29 protein-coding genes are annotated in these 26,214 nt (G+C 42.3%); 15 read left to right on the plus strand and 14 right to left on the minus strand.

What is annotated here, in order from left to right; genetic code table 11:
• The first annotated feature begins 155 nt into the window (after positions 1 to 155).
• Positions 156 to 812, plus strand: coding sequence for a Crp/Fnr family transcriptional regulator (locus C4S61_RS08630; RefSeq protein ID WP_103924393.1), 657 nt, complete (start codon positions 156 to 158; stop codon positions 810 to 812).
• A gap of 60 nt (positions 813 to 872) precedes the next feature.
• Here C4S61_RS08630 and C4S61_RS08635 read toward each other — a convergent pair whose 3' ends face one another.
• Positions 873 to 1,676, minus strand: a complete 804-nt coding sequence (locus tag C4S61_RS08635; RefSeq protein ID WP_103924394.1) for a universal stress protein — start codon at positions 1,674 to 1,676, stop codon at positions 873 to 875.
• Positions 1,677 to 1,867: 191 nt separating this feature from the next.
• Here C4S61_RS08635 and C4S61_RS08640 point away from each other — a divergent pair, with 191 nt between their 5' ends.
• The 4 genes from C4S61_RS08640 (at position 1,868) to C4S61_RS08655 (ending at position 4,202) form a co-directional block, all read left to right on the plus strand.
• On the plus strand, positions 1,868 to 2,674 hold the full coding sequence (locus C4S61_RS08640; protein ID WP_103924395.1) for a sulfite exporter TauE/SafE family protein: 807 nt from the start codon (positions 1,868 to 1,870) through the stop codon (positions 2,672 to 2,674).
• A gap of 5 nt (positions 2,675 to 2,679) precedes the next feature.
• Complete coding sequence (locus tag C4S61_RS08645) at positions 2,680 to 3,555, plus strand: sterol desaturase family protein (RefSeq protein ID WP_407640575.1); 876 nt, start codon at positions 2,680 to 2,682, stop codon at positions 3,553 to 3,555.
• Entirely contained in the window at positions 3,537 to 3,794 is a 258-nt protein-coding gene (locus tag C4S61_RS08650) for a hypothetical protein (protein WP_103924396.1), read from the plus strand. Before C4S61_RS08645 ends, C4S61_RS08650 begins: the two co-directional genes overlap by 19 nt.
• A 72-nt stretch (positions 3,795 to 3,866) precedes the next feature.
• Entirely contained in the window at positions 3,867 to 4,202 is a 336-nt protein-coding gene (locus C4S61_RS08655) for a rhodanese-like domain-containing protein (protein ID WP_103924397.1), read from the plus strand.
• A 411-nt stretch (positions 4,203 to 4,613) separates the two neighbouring features.
• On the opposite strand, the gene C4S61_RS08660 is transcribed toward C4S61_RS08655, so the two are convergent.
• Entirely contained in the window at positions 4,614 to 4,898 is a 285-nt protein-coding gene (locus tag C4S61_RS08660) for a TIGR03643 family protein (protein WP_103924485.1), read from the minus strand.
• A 99-nt stretch (positions 4,899 to 4,997) separates the two neighbouring features.
• On the opposite strand from C4S61_RS08660, the gene C4S61_RS08665 reads away from it, so the two are divergent.
• A complete protein-coding gene (locus tag C4S61_RS08665) occupies positions 4,998 to 6,407 on the plus strand; it encodes a cryptochrome/deoxyribodipyrimidine photo-lyase family protein (RefSeq protein WP_235009889.1) in 1,410 nt (469 codons plus the stop codon).
• Between the two features lies 1 nt (position 6,408).
• Positions 6,409 to 6,555 carry a DUF2256 domain-containing protein gene (locus C4S61_RS08670; RefSeq protein ID WP_103924399.1) on the plus strand — a complete coding sequence of 49 codons (147 nt, stop codon included), beginning with the start codon at positions 6,409 to 6,411 and terminating at the stop codon, positions 6,553 to 6,555.
• On the opposite strand, the gene C4S61_RS08675 is transcribed toward C4S61_RS08670, so the two are convergent.
• Entirely contained in the window at positions 6,552 to 7,199 is a 648-nt protein-coding gene (locus C4S61_RS08675; protein WP_103924400.1) for a sulfate ABC transporter permease, read from the minus strand. The genes C4S61_RS08670 and C4S61_RS08675 overlap by 4 nt on opposite strands.
• 124 nt (positions 7,200 to 7,323) lie before the next feature.
• Here C4S61_RS08675 and C4S61_RS08680 point away from each other — a divergent pair, with 124 nt between their 5' ends.
• From C4S61_RS08680 to C4S61_RS08700, 5 genes are all read left to right on the plus strand, one after another.
• On the plus strand, positions 7,324 to 8,475 hold the full coding sequence (locus C4S61_RS08680) for a tetratricopeptide repeat protein (RefSeq protein ID WP_407640576.1): 1,152 nt from the start codon (positions 7,324 to 7,326) through the stop codon (positions 8,473 to 8,475).
• A 209-nt stretch (positions 8,476 to 8,684) separates the two neighbouring features.
• Complete coding sequence (locus C4S61_RS08685) at positions 8,685 to 9,167, plus strand: Lrp/AsnC family transcriptional regulator (protein ID WP_103924402.1); 483 nt, start codon at positions 8,685 to 8,687, stop codon at positions 9,165 to 9,167.
• Between the two features lie 56 nt (positions 9,168 to 9,223).
• A complete protein-coding gene (locus tag C4S61_RS08690; protein WP_103924403.1) occupies positions 9,224 to 9,766 on the plus strand; it encodes an NUDIX domain-containing protein in 543 nt (180 codons plus the stop codon).
• Positions 9,767 to 9,821: 55 nt separating this feature from the next.
• Positions 9,822 to 11,138, plus strand: a complete 1,317-nt coding sequence (locus C4S61_RS08695) for an MATE family efflux transporter (RefSeq protein ID WP_235009891.1) — start codon at positions 9,822 to 9,824, stop codon at positions 11,136 to 11,138.
• 58 nt (positions 11,139 to 11,196) lie between these two features.
• Positions 11,197 to 12,546, plus strand: a complete 1,350-nt coding sequence (locus C4S61_RS08700) for a M24 family metallopeptidase (protein ID WP_103924405.1) — start codon at positions 11,197 to 11,199, stop codon at positions 12,544 to 12,546.
• A gap of 195 nt (positions 12,547 to 12,741) precedes the next feature.
• Here the strand turns inward: C4S61_RS08700 and prfB are convergent.
• The 10 genes from prfB to C4S61_RS08750 all read right to left on the minus strand — a co-directional run bounded on the left by prfB (position 12,742) and on the right by C4S61_RS08750 (position 22,580).
• Positions 12,742 to 13,843, minus strand: a protein-coding gene (gene prfB / locus C4S61_RS08705; protein ID WP_103924406.1) for a peptide chain release factor 2 whose coding sequence is annotated in 2 segments (ribosomal slippage) — positions 12,742 to 13,782 and positions 13,784 to 13,843 — 1,101 coding nt in all. Because the reading frame shifts where the segments join, the coding sequence is not laid out codon by codon here.
• A gap of 66 nt (positions 13,844 to 13,909) precedes the next feature.
• Entirely contained in the window at positions 13,910 to 14,416 is a 507-nt protein-coding gene (locus C4S61_RS08710; RefSeq protein WP_146064367.1) for a hypothetical protein, read from the minus strand.
• Positions 14,417 to 14,460: 44 nt separating this feature from the next.
• On the minus strand, positions 14,461 to 15,528 hold the full coding sequence (locus tag C4S61_RS08715) for a branched-chain amino acid aminotransferase (RefSeq protein WP_103924408.1): 1,068 nt from the start codon (positions 15,526 to 15,528) through the stop codon (positions 14,461 to 14,463).
• 105 nt (positions 15,529 to 15,633) lie between these two features.
• Positions 15,634 to 16,182, minus strand: coding sequence for a cob(I)yrinic acid a,c-diamide adenosyltransferase (locus C4S61_RS08720; RefSeq protein ID WP_103924409.1), 549 nt, complete (start codon positions 16,180 to 16,182; stop codon positions 15,634 to 15,636).
• A gap of 58 nt (positions 16,183 to 16,240) precedes the next feature.
• Positions 16,241 to 16,957, minus strand: coding sequence for an ABC transporter ATP-binding protein (locus C4S61_RS08725; protein WP_103924410.1), 717 nt, complete (start codon positions 16,955 to 16,957; stop codon positions 16,241 to 16,243).
• A gap of 77 nt (positions 16,958 to 17,034) precedes the next feature.
• Complete coding sequence (locus C4S61_RS08730) at positions 17,035 to 19,800, minus strand: tetratricopeptide repeat protein (protein ID WP_103924411.1); 2,766 nt, start codon at positions 19,798 to 19,800, stop codon at positions 17,035 to 17,037.
• 2 nt (positions 19,801 to 19,802) lie between these two features.
• The gene (gatC, locus tag C4S61_RS08735; protein ID WP_103924412.1) at positions 19,803 to 20,090 is read right to left on the minus strand and encodes an Asp-tRNA(Asn)/Glu-tRNA(Gln) amidotransferase subunit GatC; all 288 of its coding nucleotides are present in this window, start codon (positions 20,088 to 20,090) and stop codon (positions 19,803 to 19,805) included.
• A gap of 12 nt (positions 20,091 to 20,102) precedes the next feature.
• Positions 20,103 to 20,840, minus strand: coding sequence for a lysophospholipid acyltransferase family protein (locus C4S61_RS08740; protein WP_103924413.1), 738 nt, complete (start codon positions 20,838 to 20,840; stop codon positions 20,103 to 20,105).
• Positions 20,833 to 21,207 (minus strand): globin domain-containing protein, encoded by a 375-nt coding sequence (locus C4S61_RS08745; protein WP_103924414.1) that lies wholly within the window; start codon positions 21,205 to 21,207, stop codon positions 20,833 to 20,835. Before C4S61_RS08745 ends, C4S61_RS08740 begins: the two co-directional genes overlap by 8 nt.
• Before the next feature lie 29 nt (positions 21,208 to 21,236).
• Positions 21,237 to 22,580: an NfeD family protein gene (locus tag C4S61_RS08750; protein ID WP_103924415.1), complete on the minus strand. Its 1,344-nt coding sequence runs from the start codon at positions 22,578 to 22,580 to the stop codon at positions 21,237 to 21,239.
• A gap of 190 nt (positions 22,581 to 22,770) precedes the next feature.
• On the opposite strand from C4S61_RS08750, the gene C4S61_RS08755 reads away from it, so the two are divergent.
• The 3 genes from C4S61_RS08755 (at position 22,771) to C4S61_RS08765 (ending at position 25,399) form a co-directional block, all read left to right on the plus strand.
• Positions 22,771 to 23,955 (plus strand): LysM peptidoglycan-binding domain-containing protein, encoded by a 1,185-nt coding sequence (locus C4S61_RS08755; RefSeq protein ID WP_200820554.1) that lies wholly within the window; start codon positions 22,771 to 22,773, stop codon positions 23,953 to 23,955.
• A gap of 122 nt (positions 23,956 to 24,077) precedes the next feature.
• Positions 24,078 to 24,632, plus strand: a complete 555-nt coding sequence (locus C4S61_RS08760; protein WP_103924416.1) for a hypothetical protein — start codon at positions 24,078 to 24,080, stop codon at positions 24,630 to 24,632.
• Complete coding sequence (locus C4S61_RS08765) at positions 24,632 to 25,399, plus strand: TIGR02757 family protein (RefSeq protein ID WP_103924417.1); 768 nt, start codon at positions 24,632 to 24,634, stop codon at positions 25,397 to 25,399. Before C4S61_RS08760 ends, C4S61_RS08765 begins: the two co-directional genes overlap by 1 nt.
• A gap of 34 nt (positions 25,400 to 25,433) precedes the next feature.
• Here the strand turns inward: C4S61_RS08765 and C4S61_RS08770 are convergent, their stop codons facing one another.
• Positions 25,434 to 25,994 carry a DpnII family type II restriction endonuclease gene (locus C4S61_RS08770; protein WP_160111217.1) on the minus strand — a complete coding sequence of 187 codons (561 nt, stop codon included), beginning with the start codon at positions 25,992 to 25,994 and terminating at the stop codon, positions 25,434 to 25,436.
• Between the last annotated feature and the right edge of the window lie 220 nt (positions 25,995 to 26,214).

Consider the following 26,214-nt stretch of genomic DNA (forward strand, 5'->3'; position numbering starts at 1 on the left):
AGGACTAGGGTTGATTAAAACTTGTGATTAAAGTCACGGAGGAATCTGTTTTGATTCCTTTTAGTATTACATCAATTGAAAATGTATCCTTAAGTGATTTTTATCACTAAATTCAATTTCAATATGAAAACATTTTTGTGCCTTAGATCAATAAAATGACTGTAGAAAAACTAAAACAAGCACTTTCGAATATCACAGATCCAAAATTGCTACAAGCGATTTTGGATAAAGGACAAGTCATGAATCTTGAATCCGGAAAGGTACTGATGGAGCCTGGTCAATTCATCAAAGCTGTCCCTTTGGTGATCGAAGGCTCAGTCAAAATCATGCGAATGGATGATGATGGCAAAGAATTGTTTCTTTATTACCTGGACCAAGGTGAGACATGTGCGCTCTCCCTGACATGCTGTACAGCATCCAGACCCAGCGAAATCAAAGCAATAGTAGAAGATAAGGCAATAATCATATTTATCCCCATTGAGGTACACGAGCAGTTTTCCAATGAATTTAAGCAATGGAAAGATTTTGTCTCCAGTACCTATCAAATGAGGTTTCAGGAATTGCTCGTGGCGTTGGATGCTGTGGCCTTCAAGCGGATGGATCAGCGTCTGATGCAGTACATCGTCACCAAGATGAAGCAACACAAAGCCAACGAACTTCACACCACGCACCAGGAGATCGCTAATGAATTAGGAACATCCCGGGAAGTTGTATCGAGACTCTTGAAGCAATTGGAAAAGAAAAAATGGATCGAACTGGGCAGAAATGTGATTTATATTCGAGATGATTTTGAGGAATTGATTAGTAAGTGAGTAAGAACAACATATTTTAATAAGAGCCTGAATCAGTCACAAGATTCAGGCTCTTTGACATTAACTCATGATCAACAAAGGAATGTGAGTATGATAGGCCATCTGAAGGGATTTACTTTTATGGATGATCTGATCCCAAAGGTTTCGATGTTCATGACACATTACCAATATCATATTTTCGTTTTCCTGCATATACAGATCAAGACCTTCTGAGGCACTTTCTGCATAAAATGTGTGAATTCTTACTTTTAGACCTGGGTATTTCTTTTGCAGATAACCTTCCAGACCCAGGATGGCAAGCTCTTCTTTGAATCCTTGGCTCGTCTGAACATGGAGTATCTCTAGCCCAAGTTCCCATTTTTCACTCATAAATATGATCCAGTCAATGAATTTTTCTTCATGGTTTGCAAATTCTAAGGCAAGGGTTACTTTATTGATTTCTGTCACTTTTGCCTGTGCTGGTACTACCAATACAGGACAATTGGCCTCTCGTATCAAGTTGACTGTCGTGGTTCCGATGAGCGCTTTTTTGATTCCACTGGCTCCTTGGGTACCCATCACTATCAAGCTTACCCCCAGCTCATCCGCAATCCTTACTATACTGATTGAAGGTACACCGTCTGTGATTTTATAGTCCATTTTCACGCCGGAGGCCTCATATTTTTCAATCAGTTTTATCAGGAGTTTCTCTCCGTCTTTAATCATGGTATCCAGTGCTATTGCTGCCTGGGAGGCAAAGTCATAGACGACCTCCACTACATGGACAAGGGTGATTTCTCCGTGTTTTTTATCTGCCATAAAAATGGCAAACTCTAATGCTTTGATAGAATTCTCAGAGAAGTCGATAGGAACGATTAGCTTCATGGCTTTGTGATTTTCTGAAAGTTAGATTATTCCAGCCTAAAAAAACAAGATTTAAATCACCTCCAATCCTGAATTGTCAGGATCTGAATTTTAATTTACATGCTTATCCTACTTGATTGAGTGTAACAATTGTCACCACTAAGGGCCATCTGACCCCCTTAATTTTGTAGCAAATAAAAACTAAGAAAAAAATGGACGTAGTTACCCTATTAGGTTTTGCCGCTGCTATTATTATCGGAGTAAGTCTGGGCTTGATCGGAGGAGGGGGGTCGATCTTGACTGTTCCGGTTTTGGTATATATTCTGGAAGTAGATCCTGTTTTAGCTACTGCCTATTCCTTATTTGTAGTCGGTTCGACTTCTTTGGTTGGTGCCGGGACATTTATGAAGAAAGGTCTGGTCAATTACAAAACGGCGATTGTATTTGCAATTCCCTCATTTCTTGCTGTTTTCCTGACGCGTAAATTTCTAGTGCCTTGGTTGCCTGATCCGCTATTTACCATCGCTGAAACAGCGATTACCAAAAATGTAGGTATCATGGTCTTTTTTGCGCTTATCATGCTGGCTGCTTCGATATCCATGATATCCGGAAAAAAATGCAAAAACTGCGATGAAAATGAAACCATAAAATTTAATTACCCGATGATAGCCTTAGAAGGTTCACTTGTTGGAGTCATTACGGGAATCGTAGGTGCAGGTGGTGGATTTTTGATTATTCCGGCCTTGGTCCTTTTGGCAAGACTTCCAATGAAGATGGCGGTGGGAACTTCACTTTTGATTATTGCAGCGAAGTCTCTCATTGGGTTTCTCGGAGACGTTTCCACTCAGACGATTGATTGGAAAATGCTCCTGATCTTCACTGCCCTCTCCATAGTAGGGATTTTTATAGGCAGTGCGCTTTCTAAAAAAATCAATGAAAAATTCCTAAAAACAGGTTTTGGTTGGTTTGTCCTTGTGATGGGGATCTATATTATAGGTAAGGAATTATTTGCGCTTTAAGGATCATGATACAGGAATATTTCCAAATCTTTCTTGATGGCTATTACGGTTATTGGAATTACCTCAGTTCGGAAATTCTCAAACCTTCCTGGCATAACTACTTTTGGTGGTTGGTGGGGTTGTCTGTGATTGTTTGGATGTTGGAATTGGTTTTTCCCTGGAGGAAAAATCAGGCCGCGATACGTCAGGATTTCTGGCTGGACGGTTTTTACATGTTTTTCAACTTTTTCCTTTTTTCTCTGATCGTGTACAACTCAGTATCCAATGTGGCTGTAGAGGTTTTCAATGATTTTCTTGGTCTCTTTGGTATTGAAAATTTAGTAGCTGTCCAAGTAGGGACCTGGCCGGTTTTTGCTCAGTTCCTTCTGATGTTCGTCATAGCTGACTTTATCCAATGGAATGTACATCGCTTGCTTCATCATAATGCATGGCTATGGGAGTTTCATAAAGTCCATCATTCTGTGGAGCAGATGGGTTTTGCAGCCCACCTTCGCTACCACTGGATGGAAACTGTTGTCTACAAGTCAATTCAATACATCCCTTTGGCCATGATCGGCTTTGGACTGAATGATTTTTTCATTCTCCATATCGTAACGATAGCTATCGGACACCTCAATCACGCGAACGTGAAAATCACTTATGGTCCCCTTAAATACATTCTTAATAACCCTGTCATGCACCTCTGGCATCATGCAAAGCATTTGCCGGCGGGGAGCCATGGCGTAAATTATGGGATATCATTGAGTATTTGGGACTATCTTTTTGGGACAGCTTATATCCCAAATGAAAATGAAAATGAGCCGCTCGGATTTGAGCATGTTGAAGAATTTCCCAAGACCTTTTGGTCACAAATCACCTACCCATGGAGCAAAAAGAACTAAACAAAGCCAATCCGCTCAATTCTTGGAAAACAGTCCTGTTATTCTGTATGACTCTTGGTTTGATGCCGTTCGTGCCCGAACCACACATCTGGGGCAAAATCAAATGGGTCGCAGGTGGAGCAGTCGGCATGAAACTGATGGATTGGGGTGATCTGGTATTTCATGGTTTTCCATGGGTTTTAGCGCTTCGCTTGGGATTACAGGAGATCAAAAATCGGTTTCTTACAAAAGAGGCTTAAGGTTTCAAAGTGACTTTTATTACTGATTTAAAGGCTGTTGAGCTGGTAAATTTGAAATAAAAACAAACGACCATGTTCAATTTCTTTAGTGCAAAATCAAAAAAATACGAAGATATTCCTTCGGGTACTTTCCACGATCTCATGCTACAGCCTGACACGGTAATTATCGATGTAAGGACTGCCGGTGAGTTTGCTTCAGGAAAAATAAGAGGTGCAAGAAATCTCGATATGATGTCCTCAGCCTTTGCCAGTCAGGTAAGAAATCTTCCAAAGGATAAAACCTATCTGCTGTATTGCCGGAGCGGTAACAGAAGTGGTCAAGCTTGCGAAATAATGGCGGAAATGGGCTTTGAAAAGTTAAAAAATCTTTCTGGAGGCATCATGAGTTGGCCTTTTGAGACGGTTTGAGTTATAGGAATTTTGGGTTTTAGATTTAAAAAAGTGGGTCAATCGATTCACTTTTTTTGTTTTTGGTCAATCCGGTCAAACCACCCGCTTCGTAATTTCAAAATCAATTATACTACAGTGAATAAAAGAACCTTTTGATCCGCAGGTTTTGCCATTGTTTTTTTCAATCACTCGATTTTTCTAAAATGATGATAAAAAATGGATTTGATATGGGGGGAAAATCCGATTTGCCCTTTGCTATTTTGACGGTAAGAAGTCAAAGCAGGGTTTGTAATATTCACCCGTTGACGGGGGCAGCCTCAAAAGTTTCAGACTTTAATTTCACTCCCAAAGCGATGGTCTTTGGGTTAGGTTTTTAAGAAAAGTAGTTTGGTTTGTTGAGTGTAAAGGGCCGGTTGTTTAATCGGCCTTTTATCGTTTTGAGATTTTGTTCAAGGCAATACCACGTTGCATTCTGGATCTGAAGGTATTCATCTCTTCTGGACATTTCTTCAGGTGTTTGGTGGATCTACCTTGGACGCGTGCACGCCACATGTTGAATGAACTTCGTTTCATATTTCTTCGCATAATTTCGATCGTTTCTCCTTCACTTATTCCAAATTGAACCTGGATGGCGTCAAAAGGTGTTCGATCCTCCCAAGCCATTTCGATGATTCGGTCAATTTCCACTTCTGTCAACTCTTTACTTTTTGTCATATTGATCAAACTTTCCGTATAGCTGAAAGTTTCCTTTTCGTGCAAAAAATCTCCATTATTTGGCTAAAGCGAGACCTTAGATTAAGCGATCATGAACCAATGTCGGAAGCTATCCGGTCAGGTTTTCCGATTTTGATGGTATATTGTTTTGAGCCAAGCCTGGTCGCGGCACCTCAAAGTGATGCGCGACACTGGCGGTTTGTTTGGGAAAGTCTGGAAGACATGAATGCCCGGCTGAAAACCTACCAAACCTCAGTTGCTGTTTTTTATGGGGAAGTAAAGGATGTGTTTGAGCAACTGATCAAAGAAGTTCACATTCAGAGCGTCTATTCTCATCAAGAGACCGGAATTAAAGTCACCTATGATAGGGATATGGAGATGGGGACTTTTTTCAAGAAACATCAAATCGAGTGGAAAGAATACCTTCAACAGGGAGTACAGCGGGGAAGAAAAGATCGGGATCGATGGAGGAATTCATGGTTTGGTTTTGCGAAGGCGCCCTTGAAAAATCCCGAACTGAAAAAAGCCAATTTTTTTAGTTTGTCTAAGGGATTTTTGAAAGGCTTTCCTCAAAAGGCAATTCCAGAAATATGGAAGGTTCCAAACGAGAATATGCAGCCGGGAGGCGAATCCAAGGGGCGTATGTATCTCAGAAGCTTTCTGGATGATCGGGTCAAAAACTACAACCTTCATATCAGCAAGCCTGATTTGGCCCGAAAAGGCTGCAGCCGACTTTCACCTTACCTGGCATGGGGATGTCTTTCCATTCGGGAAGTTTATCAGCTTTCAGAGGAAAAGTCGAGGACTGGCTTTCAAGTAAGAAACTTCACCAATTTCCAGTCCCGACTGCGCTGGCATTGTCATTTTATCCAAAAATTTGAAATGGAAAGTCGCATGGAGTTTGAACCTATCAATCGTGGTTTTTTCAAGTTTGGCTATCAAAAACGCGAAGATTGGATACAGGCCTGGGAAAATGGTCAGACTGGCTTCCCCTTGGTGGATGCATGCATGCGATGCCTTCGGGAGACTGGCTATCTAAACTTCCGAATGCGTGCGATGGTGGTTTCATTTCTTACCTATCATCTTTCACAGGACTGGCGAGCTGGTAAAAATCATTTAGCCAGGATGTTTTTGGACTTTGAGCCTGGCATCCATTATCCCCAACTTCAGATGCAGGCTGGTGTGACGGGCATTAATACCGTGAGGATTTACAATCCAGTCAAGCAATCACAGGATCATGATCCCGATGGAGCATTTATCAGAAAATGGGTGCCTGAATTATCCAAGTTGTCAAATTCTCTAATTCATACACCTTGGGAATTAACGCCTATGGAGCAGCTAAGCCTGAACTTTAAGCTAGGTGTAGACTATCCATTTCCGTTGGTGAATGCTGAAAAAGCTGCGGCAGAAGCCCGTGACAGAATTTGGGCTGCACAGAAAGATCAGGAAGTGGTGGCTGAAGCAAATCGAATAATAGAAAGACACACGTTACCCAATCGCTGGGCCTGATATGAAAAAAGAACATTTACCCGAAAAAACCTGTATCGTATGCAAGCGACCCTTCACATGGAGAAAGAAGTGGGAGAAAAACTGGGAGGAAGTAAAATACTGCTCTCAGCGCTGTAGCGGCGATGCCAAAAAGCAAAGAAAGAACTAGCGATAGGCCCCAATATAGAACCCTAGCCAGATCAAAAGTGGAATATAATAGGCTATTAAAACCACCAGCGTACTTTCTTCGACCGATCTTCTGCTGATCATATGATAACCCAAAACCCAAAATGCTCCGTAGATAAGTTCAAAGATATTCAAGACAGATAGCGGATAGTGAAACTTCTCGCCGACATTACCTGGCCCAACTAACCACAGAGCAGAAAGAGGCTCAAAATTTTGTATATCAAAATAGGTCACACCATTGGAAGGATTAAGATAGACGAGTAAACGAAGCAACTCGGGAAAAATAAACACAAACTCAGCCACTAGGGCAAATTTCCACAGTTCCTTGAAACTCGCCTTGTATCCTACCATTAGGCCCATTGACCAAAATAGAAAAGCGATAACGGTAAACTTCCAAAGCAGCGCAAAAGGCGTCCAGACATAATTTAAGGTGTTGAAAATATGGAAGAACATCAAACCGCCCTGGGATTCCAAAGTTTGGTAATCTGGAATGGATTCCAGGACCAGCGTGTTGGTGAGGTATCTGATGATCAAAAAGATCAACAGAATCGCGAAAAAATAAACCCGTTTATCGAAATCTATTAAGTCTTCCAGTCGTTGTGCAAGGGGCGAAGCGGTTTTTGCCATTTTCAATTGTTAAAGTGGCCAAATCTAAATGTTTGATTGGATTTCGCCTTAGTTTTGCATTCAGAACCAAAAGAAAGTAATGAACAGTCGAGTTGGGAAAGCGATTTTGAGTTTAGTGATAATCATGTTGCCATGGAAGATTTCTGCTCAGGCGGAAAATCCTGTTCTTTCAGACAATCCTTCCGGTTACCTTTTACTCGACAAAGGTTTACAATACCGCATTACCAAGTCTATAAACAGCATGTACAACTTCGATTTTCCGACAGCTGAGCGGGATTTTGCGGTGATCATGTACCAATATCCTGAACATCCCTTGCCTGACTTTTTGATGGCCTTGGGCTATTGGTGGCGGATCGAAGTAGACGTGACAAACACGCGATTTGACAATATTTTCATACAGTATCTGGATCGAGCAAATGAGAAAGCACAGCGGATGTTTGATAGGGATCCCAAAAACAAAGAGGCCGCTTTCTTTCTGGCAGCTGGTTATGGGTTTCAGGGCCGCCTTTACAGTGAGAGAAAAAGCTGGACCAAGGCAGCTTGGGCAGGAAGAAATGCTCTCAAATACATGGAGTTAAGCAGGGGAGAAACCGAGTTTAACCCTGAACTTCTCTTGGGTGATGCCTTATTTAATTATTTTTCAGTTTGGATTCCAGAAAATTATCCGCTTCTGAGGCCAGTAATGGCGCTTTTCCCGAAAGGAAATAAACAATTGGGGCTTCAGCAGTTGGAAACGGTAGCCACCAATGCCTTCTATACACGTGTTGAGGCACAGTATTTCCTGTTTCGATTGTATGCTTCGGAGGAAAAACGACCCTATGAGGCGCTGCAGATTTCAGAATACCTTCATTCCAAATTTCCCAACAATCCCTATTTTCATCGATCCTATGCAAGGCATCTTTACACCGTAGGCCGTTGGACGGAATCAGTAAAGCAATCCACGGAGATTTTGGAACGCATTGATCAGAGGCAGTATGGCTATGAATCCAACAGCGGAAGATATGCAGCATTTTATGTGGCTGAATACTATAACCGGATCGGTCAAAAGTCAGAAGCTAAAAAGTATTACCTCAAAACTGTAGCCTATGGGGAGGAATCCGAATCTCAGGAAAGCGGGTACTACCTGCATGCGTTGATTCAGTTGGGAAAAATGGAAACCGAAGCCAAAAATAAGGTGCAGGCCAAAAAGTATTTCGACCAAGTCAAAAAATATGCGAAGCGCAAACACCCCGCGCACAAGGAAGCCCGAGATTTTATCAAAAGGAATAAACTTTAATTAAATTTTTTTCGTAGAAGTCCGTTATAACAGGAGATAATTTGAATTTTTTTGCGCAGGCAAAGGCTTTCAGTTGTATTCTTTGTCTATTTCTTGTAAAAGATTAACAAAATTTTGATTTCCACTCATCAAAAAGGCTTAAATCGATTTAAAACATTCATCAATTATATTAATTTTGTACCACATAAAATTTTGTAAATCCGAAAGACATGGATAATAGTGTAAGAATAAAATTTGATAAAATAGATCGCAGGATACTGGAAATCCTTCAGGCGAATGCAAAAATCACCAATGCACAATTGTCCAAAGACATTGGCCTATCACCTGCTCCGACCCTAGAGCGAGTGAAAAAATTGGAGCAGTCCGGAATTATCAAAAGCTATCACGCTAAGTTGGATCCTGAACGTATCGGATTGGGAGTAAGTACATTCGTACTAGTCAGTCTGATTGGACATAACAAAGGAAATATTGATGCATTTATGCGTGAGATCAATGAAATCCCTGAAGTGATTGAGTGTCATCACATCACTGGAACAGGTGATTTTATCCTTAAGATCATCGCAAAAGATATCACCGCATATCAAAAGCTGATGCTGGAGAAAGTTTCCGAGATCAAAGAAGTGGATTCCATGCAATCTATGGTAATTCTCTCTACCTTTAAAGATTCAAAAGTGCTCCCTATACCTGCTTAAGCAAGGTTTTAAGTGTAAATCAAGGGCGGCTCAACCGCCCTTTTTTTTTGAAAAATATGACTGAAAATCCCTGGACAACCCTGAAAAGTACCAACATATACGAAAACCCCTGGATAAAACTTGAGCAACATGAGGTTTTAAATCCTGCCGGTAATCCAGGCATCTATGGCAAGATTCATTTTAAAAACCGCGCCATGGCCATCATCCCAATAGATCCGGAGGGAAATACCTGGCTAATCGGTCAATACCGATATCCCCTGGGAGAATATTCCTGGGAAATCCCTATGGGTGGTGGACCAATAGCATGCGAATTGTTGGAATCGGCTCAACGGGAACTCAAAGAGGAGACAGGACTTATTGCCGGAAAATGGACTCAAATCATGAAAATCCATACATCAAATTCAGTCACTGATGAGGTGGGATATGTTTATTTGGCAGAAGAGCTGACACAAGGAGAAACTGAATTTGAAGAGACAGAAGTTCTACAGATCAAAAAACTTCCTTTTCGGGAGGTTTTGGAAATGGTCATGGCGGGAGAAATCACAGACAGTTTAAGTATTGCCGGCATCTTGAAGGCTGCCCGGATTTTAGGTTATTGAATTTATGACGCTGAGGGATCATTTAAATACCACTTTTCATTTAGCATACCCCGTGATGCTCAGTCAGCTGGGGCAAGTGTCTGTCGGTGTGGCGGATAGTATGATGGTGGGTAGATTGGGAGCCTTGCCTTTGGCAGCAGCTTCATTAGGCAATAGTATATTTTTCGTTTTGATGATGTTTGGGATAGGAATATCTATGGGAATCACGCCTTTGATCTCTGTGGCGGATGGTAAAGGAAAGACTAAGCGCATCGCCAGTCTTTTCAGCCATGGGCTATGGATCAATGTCGCTACGAGCATACTCCTGACATTAATAGTTTTGGGCTTGTCTCAGGGGCTTCATTTTCTCAATCAACCCGATGAAGTAGTGGTACTGGCAATTCCTTACTTGCTTATTATCACAGCTTCTCTTGTTCCGATGATGGTGTTTCAGACTTTCAAGCAAATGGCAGAAGGGCTTTCCCAGACCAAGCAGGCGATGTATATCACGATTTTTTGTAATGTGATTAACGTCTTTCTCAACTGGGTGCTGATATGGGGATATTTGGGCGCACCCGCCTTGGGATTGAATGGTGCAGGCTGGGCAACGTTGATTTCCAGAGTCTTGATGATGGTCATGATGGGTGGATATGTTTTTTATTCCCAACGCTACCGAAAATTTCACTTGAGTCTTACCATCCGAAATGCCAGTTTACCCATGCTTGCCAGAATTTTAAAAATTGGAGTTCCGACAGGATTTCAGTTCATTTTTGAGGTTTCTGCTTTCAGCGCAGCTGCAATTATGATGGGCTGGATCGGAGTGAACGCACTGGCAGGTCATCAGATCGCTTTGAATTTGGCTTCCATCAGTTACATGATGGCCACAGGATTGGCTACTGCCGGCATGATCAGAGTCAGCAATCAGATCGGAAAGGGGAATATCAAAGCCATGCGAGAAGCGGGAATGGTAGTTTTTGGGATGGTCATTGTCTTTATGTTCAGCGCGGCAGTTTTGTTTATTGGCGCTCGATTTTACCTGCCCACCCTTTATATTGATGATCCTGAAGTAATCGCGCTATCTGCTTCCTTGTTGATCATTGCCGGTCTTTTCCAACTATCAGATGGGGTACAGGTGGTTGGTCTGGGAGTATTGAGAGGTATGGAAGATGTGAAAGTTCCCACCTTCGTCACCTTGATGGCTTATTGGATTTTGGGGCTGCCGCTGGGTTATCTCTTTGCTTTTGAATTGGGTATGGAAGAAAAGGGGATATGGTATGGTTTATTGATTGGATTGAGCATCACTGCATTGCTGCTTTTCTATAGATTTCATACCCTGAGCAAAAAAAGACTGTTGGAGAAACCCATTGTTTCAAAACAGGTTTCAATACTCTAAAACCATTTCTACTTTTCATTCTTAATCCTATCTTGGGTTCAAATCTAAACTGAATGTCATGAAGCGACTTTTACTTCTCTTTTTTGTGGTTTTTACCGCATTTACTTCTTTTTCTCAACAGCCTGCCGTACTCACGCAGCGTGCTCAGGCAGAGGTTATTGATCTCTGGCTGGAAGACCGGATACAGAATTTGTTGCCAACCTTGATGACGGAAACGGGAATTGACCTGTGGATCGTGATGTCCCGGGAATACAATGAAGATCCGGTAATTCGCACGCTATTGCCGGCTACCTGGCATGCGGCACGTCGAAGAACCATTTTAGTGATGTATCAGCCTGCCCCAAACGGTCCTGTTGAGACTTATGCCATTGCCAGGTACGATGTGGGCAAATCATTCAAAAAAGTTTGGGATCCAGAAACACAGCCAGATCAATGGAAGGCTCTAATGGAGCTCATTTCTGTAAAAAATCCTAAAAAGATCGGACTCAACTTTGCCAAAGACTTTGGACATGCCGATGGGTTGACGCATTTTGATCATGAGGAATTCATGAAAAATCTTCCTGACAAGCATAAAGACAAGGTTGTCTCAGCCCAGACCCTGGCAGTAAGATGGCTGGAAACCCGTACGGAAGCTGAAATGGCTGCCTACAAGCACATTCAGGAGTTGGCGCACTACATCATCGCAGAGGGACTTTCTGACCGGGTGATTACGCCCGGAGTGACGACCACGGAAGATGTGGTTTGGTTTTACAGAGAAAAAATAGTGGAAATGAAACTGGACACTTGGTTTCATCCCACAGTGGATATTCAAAGACCCGATCCTGGTTCTGATGAAGCGAGCCGGTCCTTTGCAGTTCGACCTAGCGAACAAGTGATTATGCCGGGTGATCTGCTTCACATCGATTTTGGGATCACGTATTTGAGATTGAATACGGATACGCAAGAATTGGCTTATGTCCTCAAAGCCGGAGAAACAGAAGTTCCTCAATACTTACAAAATGCCCTGGCTGTTGGTAATCGACTTCAGGATATTCTGACTTCAAATTATAAAACCGGAAGGTCAGGAAATGAAATTCTTGGCGAATCCAGGAAGCAGATGGAAGCGGAAGGGATTCGAGGAAGTATTTATACCCATCCATTGGGTTTTTACGGACATTCTGCCGGACCTACCATTGGCATGTGGGATAACCAAGGTAATACGCCCGGAGCTGGAGATTTTCCACTGCATGCAAATACCGGCTATGCAATTGAATTGAATGCAGTAGTTTTTGTAAAAGAATGGAACAAAGATGTGCGGGTAATGCTGGAAGAAGGGGCATTCTTTGATGGTGAAAAAGTAACCTATTACAACGGACGGCAAAAATCCATCTTGGCTATTCCAAGAGTAAGCGATTATTTGGGCTATTGAGATAGAGTTTTGTTCGATGTTTATTTAGAATCCAGAAAAAAGAAGGATGCCTAAATACACGGTTAATTTGTCCAAACGAGTTAAAAGGAATTGGATAAACATTCGGCCATCGAAAAGATATCCATGATTAATCTTTGATTGAAAAATTGATCGTACTAAAATCAAAAGAGGACGAAAAAATCCGTCCTCTTTTGATTATTCTTTATTTGCTTTTTCTTCACTCTGGGCGAGTAGGAAAGCTTTCATAAATTCATTCAAGTTTCCGTCCAACACTCCCTGAGCATCTGACGTCTCGTACCCGGTTCGATTGTCTTTTACCAGTTTGTATGGGTGAAGAACATAGTTCCGAATCTGGGAGCCAAAGTCTACCCGAAGTTTGGACGATTCGATTCGTGCGATTTCCGCATTCCGCTTTTCCAGTTCTATTTGATACAATCGGGACTTCAACATTAGCATCGCCTTCTCTCTGTTGGCAAGCTGGGATCGCTCGATCTGACAGACTACCACAATTCCGGTAGGTTTGTGAGTCAGCTGAACTTTGGTTTCTACCTTGTTTACATTTTGACCACCGGAACCACCGGATCGGGAAGTGTGAAGCTCCACATCAGCAGGATTAACCTCAATTTCAATGGTATCATCCACTTCCGGATAGGCATATACGGATGCAAACGAAGTGTGGCGCCTTCCTCCTGAATCAAAAGGTGAGATACGAACCAATCGATGAACTCCGGTTTCGGATTTCAAAAACCCGTAAGCAAGTGGTCCTTCAAATTCCAGCGTAGCTGATTTGATCCCTGCTATTTCACCTTCTTGCACATCCACTTCACGGACCTTAAAACCGTTTTTCTCACCCCACATGATGTACATTCGCATCAGGATCGAAGCCCAGTCATTACTTTCTGTTCCTCCTGCACCGGGGTTGATTTCCAGGACTGCATTAAGTTGATCTTCCTCATTGGAAAGCATCTTTTTCAGTTCAAGTTCCTCTACGGCTTCCTTTGCTTTCAGATAATCAACCTTCAATTCTTCTTCGGAAACTTCTCCTGCATTGTAAAATTCATACAATACATCCAAGTCCTGAATTTTTTGGTCTAGGTTTTCAAAAGATGAGGTCCAGCCTTTTCGAGCCTGGATTTGTTTCATTGTTTTTTCGGCTTCCTCTGGATTGTTCCAGAAGTCCGCTTGAGCCGATACGGCCTCAAAGTCATCTATTTCTGCTTTCTTACGATCGTAGTCAAAGATACCTCCTCAAAGCCGAAGTGCGGGCTTTCAAGTCTTTCAGTTGTTCTGAAGTCATCTGTCTAAGTGAAAATTTAAGCTGCAAAAGTCTAAAAAAATATCCGCTTTTACCAGCATAGGTCCATTATTCCAAACGCATTATAATGATTTGGATTCCGTAGCCACTTGTGTTTTTGAACGTTTTGTAACGTAAAGGCAACAAGGCCAGACCAGTTCCGACCAAAATCCCCGAGGTGATTGCTACGCCTTCGTCGATTCGGAGTCGATCTTGTTGATAGACACTGTTCACTGCTTCGACAGTAAGTAATATCCCGCCCGCACCAAGAAAAAGTGCTGTCAGATTCTGTAGTGTCCGATTTCTTGGATCTTTATTTCTAATGTCCAATTCCAGAATATCCGATGGGTTCAGGATATTTTCGGTTAGGTAGATGTAGTCTGTGTCAAGACTCACAATCTGATCCGTAACAAAATATCCCAGCTTTTTACTTTTGTAGGTGATGTTTTCGCCGGGGTAGTAGCGTAGTTGGGTTTTCTGATTTCCACCTCTTTTGACCAGAATGAAATCCTTGGATTGGGAATAGGACCCAAGTACTATCGAAAAGAAAAATACCAGACTTAATACTAATTTCATAGCTGAAAATAGCAAAAACGAGAAGGAAACTTCTCGTTTTTGAATTAGATTTTGACAATCCAGCCTCTGCTGTCAGGAATAGTTCCGTATTTGATTCCGTCGAGTTCGTTTAGGACTTTATTTGAAAATGCGTCAGGGCCCTTTTCGGGAAGGTTATAATCCTTACCATTTACATTGATTTTAGCAATATGTGCAATGGTAGCCGCAGTTCCTGTTCCAAATGCCTCCCGCAAAGATCCGTCTTCCAATGCTTCCTGTAATTCGGACACAGTAAGAAAGCGCTCTTCCAGGGGTTTTCCCCAATCCTTAGCCAATTGAATTACGGAGTCTCTGGTAATGCCCTTGAGTATGGTTCCGGTATGGGTAGGTGCAGTGATCAGCGTCCCGTTGATGTCAAACATTACGTTCATTGTCCCACTTTCCTCTATTTTGCTATGGGATTTTCCATCCGTCCAGAGTAACTGATCATATCCTTCACGCTGTGCTTGTAGTGCAGGGAAAAGCGAAGCAGCATAGTTACCAGCGGTTTTTGCGGCACCGGTGCCGCCTTCCGTGGCTCTTGTAAACGCTGTCTCCACTTTTACATTGACTGGCTTACTGTAATAAGCACCAACAGGACAGGTGAAAATGATAAACTTATAGGTGTCTGATGGCTTTACGCCGATGTAATTATCCATCGCAAACATGTATGGACGGATGTAAAGGCTAGCCCCCTTACCACTTGGAACCCAGTTACGGTCCAAATCCAAAAGCTGAAGTAGGCCTTCCATAAAAATTTCCTCAGGAATTTCAGGCATGCACATTCTCGTTGCCGATTCATTCATCCTTCTGGCGTTAGCATCTCCTCTGAAAATCAGAATTTCCCCCTTGTCATTTTTGTAGGCTTTCATGCCTTCAAAAATTGATTGCCCATAATGAAGAGCTGCATTGGCGGGATGGAGGTCCAAAGGGCCATAAGGAACAATTCTCAAATCCGTCCATTCCCCATTAACATAATCCGCCACAAACATGTGGTCTGATATTGTTTTTCCAAATATTAAATTTGAAAAATCGGTTTCTTGAATTTTTGATTTTTCGATTTTCTGAACTGGGATAGCTAAGGACGTCTTCATACTCTTTTTGATTGAGGATAAATAAAGGGGGACTTTTGTATTATTTTATTGCCCAGGAGGCTGTTTTTTGAAAGAGCCGAAATTTACCAAAAAACCGATGTTTAATCACAATCGAGGCTTCCAGGTAACTTCTTCTATCTCGAGTTCCTTTGCCATCATTCTTCCCAATACAAAGAGGTAATCAGAAAGTCTGTTGAGGTACTGAATAACTAGGTCAGAAACTGGCTCTAATGAAGCAAGCTCCACTACGATCCGTTCGCTTCGTCGGCAGACAGTCCTGGCTAAATGACAAAATGAAACCGATTGGTGTCCGCCCGGTAGAATAAACGCGCTGAGCATAGGCAACTGGGAATCCATTAAATCCATTTCCCGCTCCAGCGCTTCTACATCTTCTAAGTAGAGATCAGGTTTTTTGACTTTATCTTTTCCCGGGACTGTAGCCAAATCAGCTCCGATGGTGAATAATCGATCCTGAATTTCCTTCAAAAAATCGGCTCTTTTCGCATTCACTTTCTGATCTCGGAGTAGACCTAAATAAGAATTGAGTTCGTCTATTGTTCCATATGCGTCTATCCTTAGATCGGATTTTGGGACACGCATGCCTCCAAGCAGTGAAGTAATTCCTTGATCTCCGGTCTTAGTATAGATTTTCATTCTGCCTCGTTTCGTTCAGGGGCAAAAATAAGAATCTATTTCAAATTACTTGGATAAATCATACCGGCATCATAATGCCTCTGGTGGGGTTTGGATTGATTTTATCTGTTTCTACCAATCCGTCTCGCAGACGAATCACTCGATGGGCATAGTGAGCGATGTCATCTTCGTGAGTTACCATGATGATGGTATTTCCACCGGCATGCAGTTCATGGAAAAGCTCCATAATGCCGTACGAAGTTTTTGAATCCAAGTTTCCGGTAGGTTCATCGGCTAAGATGATGCTCGGGTTATTTACCAAGGCTCTTGCAATAGCAACCCGCTGACGCTGACCACCGGATAGTTCGTTGGGGCGGTGCTTCGTCCGATCTCCCAAGCCAACATCGGAAAGTGCCTGAAATGCCAACTCCTTACGGTCGGACCGGCTATACCCTGCATAGACCAGTGGAAGAGCTACATTGTCCAGGCAACTGGCTCTAGGCAGTAGGTTAAAAGTCTGAAAAACGAATCCGATTTCCTTATTTCTAATTTCAGCAAGCTCATTCTCGCTCATGTCACTGACATCTTTGCCGGACAAAATGTACGTACCGGAAGTAGGCGAGTCGAGGCATCCGATGATATTCATCAAGGTAGATTTGCCAGAACCGGAAGGGCCCATAAATGCGACATACTCACCGCGATCCACAGAAATGCTTACAGACTTGAGTGCTTCAATAATTTCTGAACCCATTTTATAGGTTTTATTGATATCGTGGGTTTCAATGACTTTGCTCATGATAGAAAATTCCGTTTAAGTTAGTGGTTTAGTTTATTTACCCTCTAAGGCATTGCTCTAAAATACGTGAAAAAAGATCAATAGTTGGTGCCTTGCAATAATTCAATTTCATCCCATGTTAGCCAATTGCTCATCTCCTGCAGGGCTGCTGTCGCATAATTATCCAATCCGATTCGCTTAGCCGCCTGAACCTTACGGATCCAGAGCATCGGATCTTTACTAAACTCACTTGCTGTATTGAGCAATTCATACTGATCAAGTGGATCTGCAAGCCTGTCAGCAGCACTCAAGACAAGGGGAGTTTTGTAGGGGTTGGCAGATAGTTCTTCTCCGACCTGAAGAAATTGAAGGTAGGATAGCAAGGACTCCTGATTTGACCAATCTGGATTTTGAAGGAATGCAGTCAGCTGCGCTTCATTTTCCACTTTTCCTTTCAGAAAATCTCCCAAGGCATTCAATTGGAATTTGGTTAGTCCATGCGCTTTTCTTTCCAACAGCAGGAAAGCGAGGGTTGACTTCCAATCCTCAGAAGACAGGGAAATCCATTGATCAAAAAGCTTATCTGGAATTGACTCATTGAATTTGGAGAGTAAGACAAGAAATTCGTCAGGGGAATTGGTGCTTGGGGCGAGATATTTACCTTCCAATTCCAAGGCCTTTTCCGCAAATCCACCTAAGCGCAAAATTACGAAATGATATGGGCGAAAGGCTTGAAAGCCCTTTTCTTCAGCAAAAAGGATATCCTTTGAAGCTTTTTCAAAATCCAGATTTTGAGCTAAAATCCCTGCAGTAAGATTCAAATAGAACCCTGCTTCACCGGGATTTCGAAAGGCCAAGCCATTCAGGTTTTTTACAGCTTCTGTCACTCGACCGGCTGCCAGGCTTCGGATAGTGGCAGTTTCCTGCAACTGCATCAGATAATCGAGCAATTCTTCCTTTTTGCTGAGGGAATCCAGCCAGATTAGATCTGAAGTGGTGTTAGAGAAGTTTTTATTTGAGAAAAGATTCCGTATGCCGGCATTCAACAGCATTGGCGAAGTTTCTTTTTCCAATGCTTCTCTCAGCTTTTGCAATTCGTTGAGATCGGTAGGTTCTCCGGCCAAGTTATTACTTGCCAGGTGGTTGATTTTGGTGATCAGACCCTCTCCTGTGCGGGTTTCGACTTGTTTTTTCTTCAATTTGCTTTGCAATGCAATCAAGTTGGAAGTAAGTACAGGATCATTGGGATTAATTCCTGAAAGCAGTGCCAAGGCCTCCTCAGGTTTTTGGATTTTCACATAAACCAGCGCCAGGTTATTGATCAAATACGGGTTTTCGGGAAATCGCATCAATCCGTTTTTGAGATAGTATTCCGCCTCAAATGGCCTGTTCTCCCGAATCATTCGGGAACTTTGTAGCATAATGTTGTCCACCTGTGGGACTTCGGCAAAACTCTGATCCAAATGTTCTTTGGCCAGTGTGGGCTGGTTGAGATCAAATAGAAGGTGTGCCGTAGCATTTTTCGCTTTTTGGTTTTTCCGATAGGCAGCCCAGGCGTTTTCATAAAGAATACTCGCTTCCAGCTTTTGATTGGTTTGGTAATAATAATCGCCCAGGATGTTGGTTGTCATGGAGTTGGCCTGTGGAGCAAGCACTGCATCCATGTAGATCGTGACTACCAGAATCGAAATCATTCCACCGATTCTAAGATGATAGTAGGGAAGTGAGTAAGGCTTGAAAAGAATCTTGTCCACAGCCTTTCCTGAGTCCATCACAGACAGGAAGTTACTCACAAGGTAGACCACAAAAAACAGGGAAAAACCAAACTGTGAGTAAATGATTAAATGCTTCAAAAACTCCCCTGCGGCTTCATTTCCTGAAATCTCTAATTTCCAAATCATCCAAAAAGAAATCCCAAAACCCAACAAAAAGAATGCTTTGAGGAATTTTGGTTGGGAGGCGATCTCTTCGACTTGCCTGAGTTTCTCAGCCGTCGACAGCCAGCCTAATAATCCTATCGGAAGGATCAAAAACAAGGGAGAAAATGTTGGGAAGGGCAGATTTACCTCGCCTTTTAAGTCCAGTAGAAGAAAAACCAAAGTCATCAGATAAAGCCCGGAAATCCCCACAATCTGCCAGGAGATCTTCATGCTTACATTTTGATTTGCCCTGGCCAAAAGAATATAAATCCCTGAAATTACCCCGTGCCCTTGCCAAAAAATCCAGGATATTACCATCCCGATCCCGATCACCAGACTTTGTTCTGCCAAATAAAGCGGAGGATTAGCGATAGGACTGAGTGTGATCAAAGAAAAAACTGCTACTCCCGAAGCCAAAAAGACGGCTATCCACCTGATGCTGAAAGCAGCTTCAGGCTTCCAAACATGAAAATAAATTACCGGTAAAAAAGTCCCGATAATCAAGATTATTAGCGGCGTGTTTGAGCTGGGTGATCCAATATTTAAGCCGTTGGAATTGGTGAGGGTCAAGAGAATAATCCAAGCTGCACCGAAAATCAGGAAAGGTATTTTTTTGAACGTACTCGCCAGAGCAAGTACGGAGACAGCAACCAAAAACACAATTCCCCCGAAGAGGTAACTTTCATTCAAGGTAAAACCCGGAGGTGTGGAATGAAATTCCTGAAAGACTAAAAAGTTATCCACTTGAATGGGAAATGAAAGTGTTCCGAAGTTTGCCCAGTCCAAGTTAATCGCGATGGAATCCAGAAAGGCAGCGGGGACGATGTTTGGGTAATAGGATGAGCCGTAAAGGAAGGTGTAAGCAGCAAAAAAAACTCCTGTAACTAAAAACAGGAGGGCAGAAAATTTTCCCAAAGTATGGAGAGTAGGAGTGTTTTTCAGCATGCCTATTCTAAAACCTTAGGTACGCGAAAGAAATCCGAGTCTCTTTTAGGAGCATTTTTTAGACCGGCTTCATGATCCAAAAGCGGGCCGACTTTGTCCTCACGAAGGTCATTGACTTCCGAGGACATGGTAGTCAATGGCTCCACATTGGAAGTGTCCACTTCATTGAGCTGCTCCACCCAGTCCAGAATTTGAGACATGTCTTTGGACATTTTTTCAGCGGAACCTTCGTCAAATTCCAACCTGGCTAAGTGGGCGATTTTCTTTATGGAATCCTTATTTATTTTCATTGACTTGTAAATCTAAGATTGAATTAATCGGTTATCTCTGTCCAATTGACCTTGAATTACTTGGAAGCAGGCTAATTTCAGTTGTTCGTCTGTTTCAAAATCCTTGGGGTCTAATGCCTCGTGAAGAACCATCTTAGCTGTGCTGCGGTGAAGCAAAAGCGGGCTTTTATCGGGTAAAATTAGGTGATTAAAGGATAAAGTGACAGGGATGACGGGGATTTGTTTCTCCATAGCCAGCCGAAATGCTCCGTTTTTGAAAGGAACCATCTTGGGAGGATTTTTGGTATAGATGCCCCCTTCGGGGAAAAGTACAATGCCGCTTCCCCGGTCCAATGCTTCTCCTGCTCTCCGCATGGTCTCCGCCCTACTTTTCAACCGATCCCTGTCCACCGCGATGTGCAGGCTTTTGAAATAATAACCAAATAGCGGAGCCTTTCTGATCGAAGCTTTGCCTACGAAAAGCACATCACCCGGTACAAATCCCATCATTGCTACGTCTAAGTAGCTGAAGTGATTTGCCAGAAAGATATGTGGTTTGTTCTTTTCAAATTTCCCGAGAATTTCAATTTTCACCGGAAGAAAGATCATTGAAAAGTAAGCTCTTGCCCAATAACGGTTGATTTTCCGACCGTATTTTTTCCACCCGGGTATCCAAATACAAATCAGGATAAATGGAAAAATCACTAAAAAAATCAGCAGAAACATAACCGCCGCATACGCAGAGTGGAGTCGGGGAAGTATGCTACTCATGATTGATCATAGGATTGGCTACTTGAATGAAGTATTGCGTCATCAGCTCCTTGGCGTTTTGCTCCGGCTTGAGCTTGTCAAGTGCGGTCAGCATGGCGTTCAGCCAGTGATCGCGCATGACCGGATCAATTTCCCAATCTAAATGTCTCATTCTCAATCTGGGATGACCACGCTCAACAGAATAAGTTTGTGGCCCCCCAAATACCTGAAGTAAAAACAGAAAAAGTCTTCTTTCGGCTGGTTTGAGATCTTCGGCATAAAGTTTTCGCAAAGCCGGATTTTTTGCCACTTCCTGATAGAAATTTCCGACTAGTTTCCGGATTTGATCCTCTCCAATAGCCTCGTAGATCGACTGAAATGGGTTCATGCCGCAAACTTAGTGAAAAATATTCCCGGTCAAGCTTCGAGTTTTTTCACCTTTAGGGACGTTCCTTCTGTGGAAACGACGATAATCTTTTCACCCTGATCAATAAAGTCACCACGTGAAGAGGCATCGTAAATTTCTCCCTCGATCTCCACTCGGCCGCTTGGCCTGAGTCGGGAATGGACTATTCCTACTTTGCCGAGAAGTGAATTGGAATAGAAGCTGGAAGTATATCCCTCGCTTCGCTCCTGTGTACTAGCTAATGTTATGGTTCTAAAAGCTCCCCATTGATTAACCTTTGGCGTGAGCCAAAAAACCAATCCTACGGATGCCAAGGCTGCTAAAATCACCGTCAGCAAAGCTGCAAAAAGCTGTGATGCCGGAACGAAATCAAAGTTGAAATTCTGATTTGGTAGCATTCCTAAAACTAACCCTCCCAAAATGAATATAACTCCCAAGACTCCAAATACGCCAAAACCCGGAATAACGAATAATTCTACCGCTAATAGCACAATCCCCACGATGAAGATGAGTATTTCCCAGTTTTCAGCGAGTCCGTTGAGATAATAGGGTATAAAATAGAGCAGTGTGGCAACAACGGAGGCTAAAATCGGGAATCCAACCCCTGGGGTCTGAAGTTCAAAGTAAATTCCTCCAATAATGATAAGAATCAATACACCACTGATCGCAGGACTTAAAAAGAAGGCGATAATCTTGTCGATTGCATCTTCTTCGTAGGCTATGACAGCTGCTTCCTGAAGGTTTTGAGCTTCCAGGATTTCATCGATTGAATTGAATTCTCCTTCACAAAAACCATATTTAATCGCTTCTGAAACCGAAAGCGTGATCACTGAACCGGACTCCGAAATACCTTCAATTTCTATTTTTTCGTCTACCATGCCTTCTGCGATTTTTGGATCTCGACCTGTGGCTTCGGCTGTACTCCGCATCATCGATCGCATGTAAGATTGGTATTTATCAGGAGCAGCTGCCCCATCGGCTCCGTTAACCACAGTAGCCGCACCTATACTTGCTCCGGGGGCCATGTAGATGCTGTCAGAGGCAATGGAAATCAAGGCTCCGGCGGAGGCCGCGTCTTTGTTTATAAACACATAAACTGGAATTTCAGATTCGAGTATCATCGTTCGGATATCATCCGCATCAGTAACGGCACCTCCGTAGGTGTCCATTTCGATGATGATCAACGTGGCTTTTTGGTTTACAGCTTCCTCCAGAGCAATTTTTACGCGTCTGTTCATCGCCGGATCGATGTCTTTGTCGATTTTGAACGTGTAAATTTTAGCTGGTTTCTCCTGTGCTTGAATTGATAGGGACAGGAAGAAAAGCAGAAAAAAGAAGATAGAACGAAGTTGCATTTTGAATTTCAAATTATACGGAAAAGATAGGGATCACAGAATCAATACGCCAGTTTTTTTATTTTTTGATAAGCAAGCAATTCAACTTTTACAGGAATGAAGGAATGAAAATGCCCGATTTTGGCAATTCTAGCATAATTCTTGCAATTTCTATCGGTAATTCAATTCAACCAGAAATGCTTTCATTACTATGTTCTTAAAACCCAAATTTATAAGCTCATTAATTCTTGTTTTGTTTTTTGCAATGTCTTGGGCTGAAGCCTCAGATTTCGTGGCAGGAGATTCAATTGGAGTGGAGCGAATAGGGGACAAAACCTTCATTTTGCACAAAGTAAGTCCACAGGAAACACTATTTGCAATTTCAAGGAAGTACCAAGTTCCTGTGGGAGAGATTCAAAATTCCAATGAAGTTCTAAAACAAGGACTAAAGATCGGTCAGACCATTCGAATACCCTACATCTCAAAAAGTGAATTGGACGAAGGAACCTCACTGCACAAAGTGGCGCCAGGAGAGACACTTTTCTCGATTTCTAAAAAGTATAATATCACGGTAGATTCACTGAAGCAATGGAATAAGTTGCTGGGAAATGATCTCAGTGTGGGGCAGGCTTTGATCGTAAAAGAAACAGATTCACGAAATCCAGTCACCACGCCTTCGCCCCCGATTGCAAGCGCTACAACTGTAGTGACTACTCCAAAAACTCAACCTGAAGTAGTAAAAGAAAAGCCAAAAGTAGAGCCAAAGGTCATTGATAAAAAGATTGAATCCGAAGAGCCAAAAAGAACGCTGCCTGAGCCAGCTCAGGTTCCAAGTTCCAGGGTAGAACCTGCTGTCAGTTCGACACCTATGGCACCCGGAGAGTGGATTTCACATACCGTCAAATCAGGGGAGACGCTTTTTTCACTTTCTACGCAATATGAATCCAGTGTAGAGGACTTGATTAAATGGAATGGATTGACTTCCAATAACCTTCGCTCAGGACAGGTGATCAAAGTAGGCAGAGCAGGCGAAGGTCCGGTAACTGTTCCAGTCATCGGAACACCTAATGTGGCTCCTTCCACAGCAGTATTGACTACAGAACCTACCCCCGAGAATACATCCGGAGGTTTTAAAAACATCAAGGAAAGTGGCCAAGCCGAACTGATTGAAGGTACAGGAGGACATAAAAAATATTTGGTTTTGCACCGTGAGGCCCCTGTGGGAAGTATCATGCGAGTAAAAAATGAGGAAAATGACATTACGATCTTCGCCCGGGTGGTTGGCAGACTTCCGGAAACCGGCGACAATTCCAAATTGGTGATTAAGCTCTCCCAAGCAGCATTTGATCAGTTACGTGCTGTAAATCAACGTTTTCCGGTAGAAGTACTCTATTAAAACCTCCAAAAATGACCTAAAGGAGAGCCGGCGAGAGTCGGCTTTTCTGTTTTTTTAGTCAACTGATGAATCTTTGTCATTGTAAACTACCGAGAGTACCTTTGTGACATCAGTAATTCAAAATGAACATAGTCCAGCTACTCTTTCACCATACTTTCCGGTTTATTTGGAATTTTATTTTTATCATCTCATATCCGATTTTGGCGAGTTTTGGGCTACTGTTCTTTGGCTTCACGATTTTATTTTCCAAGCTTTCCTTTCTTTTGACTCAGTTGAGACCGAAAGGGAAATCCGTTGTTTTAAATGAGGCTGAATGGAAAAAATTGGATCATTCCAATCAACTTAGGGAAGCAAAAGTATGTCAGCAGATAATATTTGGTCCTGCAGGATTCAAATGGAGGAGAAAGGTAGGAGTGCCTTCGATTTTGGAGGATTTTGTCTTTGGAAATAAAGTCAGGTTCCTGGAAGATGGATTTATTTTGGAGAAATGGAACACGCAGGATCCAAAAGAAATGCCTGATTTTGAAATTTACCTCTACGACCCCGATCGGGATTCACAACGTTTCTTGACTCCCATCAAAAGCTATGACTGGCATGTGTCGGAAAAAATCGACAAGGAACTTTATTTCAAATGGTTTGACAGGACTCAGGGTGGAAAAGTGAAAGTGGCAATTTGATGCAAGGGCTAAAGGAGTTTTTGGATCTGAAAGTCGTGCAGTATAATCAACCAGGTTTCATCCCCAACGACCCGATTTCTATCCCACATCGATTCTCCAAAAAACAGGACATCGAGATAGCAGGTTTTTTTGCGGCAATTTTGGCATGGGGACAGCGAAAGACCATCATAAATAAATGTTTGGAACTGTTCCAGTTGATGGATAATGTTCCCTATGATTTTTTGCTCAATCATCACGAAGGTGACTTAAGTCCTTTTTTGAGGTTTAAGCATCGAACATTCAACGATGTTGATACGCTTTATTTCATTTATTTTCTTAGTTGGTTTTATCGAAATCATGAAAGCTTGGAAGAGGCATTTTTAATCGGTCAAACCGGTCATATCGATTCGATGGAGTCGATTTTGACAGCGTTTCATCAGGTTTTCTTTAGCCTGGACCCGGCTCCGAATCGAACGAAAAAGCATATCGCAACACCATCCCGAAAGGCTGCCTGCAAACGGATTAACATGTATCTCCGCTGGATGGTGAGATCGGATGATATGGGAGTTGATTTTGGACTTTGGAAAAATATTTCACCTGCTCAGTTGATTTGTCCCTGTGACCTTCATGTCGATCGGGTAGGCAGGAAGCTGGGCCTGATTACCAGAAAGCAAACGGATTGGTTGACAGCTTTGGAGCTGACTCGAAAGCTTCGGGAATTCGACCCACTTGACCCGGTCAAATACGACTTCGCACTTTTTGGATTAGGGATTGAAGAACGGTTTTAATAATCCTTATCTCAACCAAAGATTACGATTGGAGTTAGAGATTCAACTCTGCTTTTAATTGAATTAAGTCAGACAAAAGTTCGAGATCCATTTTTTGGGTATAAATCCTGTAGACATCCCCATAATTCTGAAATTCGATCAATCTTTCGAAATCCCGCATCCTAGCTTTCCAGGTAATCCCATCAGTGACTAGCAAAAAGTAAGTATCATTTCGCTTTTCCAAAATTATTTTTTGCACATCACCAATCACATCACTCTGTTTACTTCCTGTGGCACCATAGGCTTTGACTTCGATGACTATACTCGGATTTTGAGTTGAGGGAATACAAAAATCTGCTTTTGCAGTTGTCAGACCTTTTGCTCCCCTAAAACTTTTTCGGATTTCATAATTTTCAAATACCTGAGATACAATAGACTCAACAAAGTCTTCAAGATTTTTGCCTCTTTTTTGACCTTTGATGGCACTTCCCCGTCCCATTTTGAGCCTTTCCTGGATAACTTCTCTCCAAGTATATTCTCGGGAAATCAAAATATTTATTGCATCGATAAGACCATATTCTTTTAAAATCCTGATGTATTCTTCAGGATTTGACAAAAAACAAGTTTTACCATAACCCAAACTTGAATGAAAAAAGAGTGCTTTTAAAATCTCAGTAAACTCATCCTTTGATTGTTCTAGAACTAACCTAAAAAATGTGATTCCAGCCTCAAAATCTTTTTGGAGTATTTGTATAAGGTGAATTTCTGAGACATTATTCTTGAAATTAAAACTCGATACTAATTCTAGAAAGTGTACAGAAAAATCATCTTTCCAA

Origin of the sequence: Algoriphagus boritolerans DSM 17298 = JCM 18970 (genome assembly GCF_900108085.1) — a bacterium.
Taxonomy (GTDB): domain Bacteria; phylum Bacteroidota; class Bacteroidia; order Cytophagales; family Cyclobacteriaceae; genus Algoriphagus; species Algoriphagus boritolerans.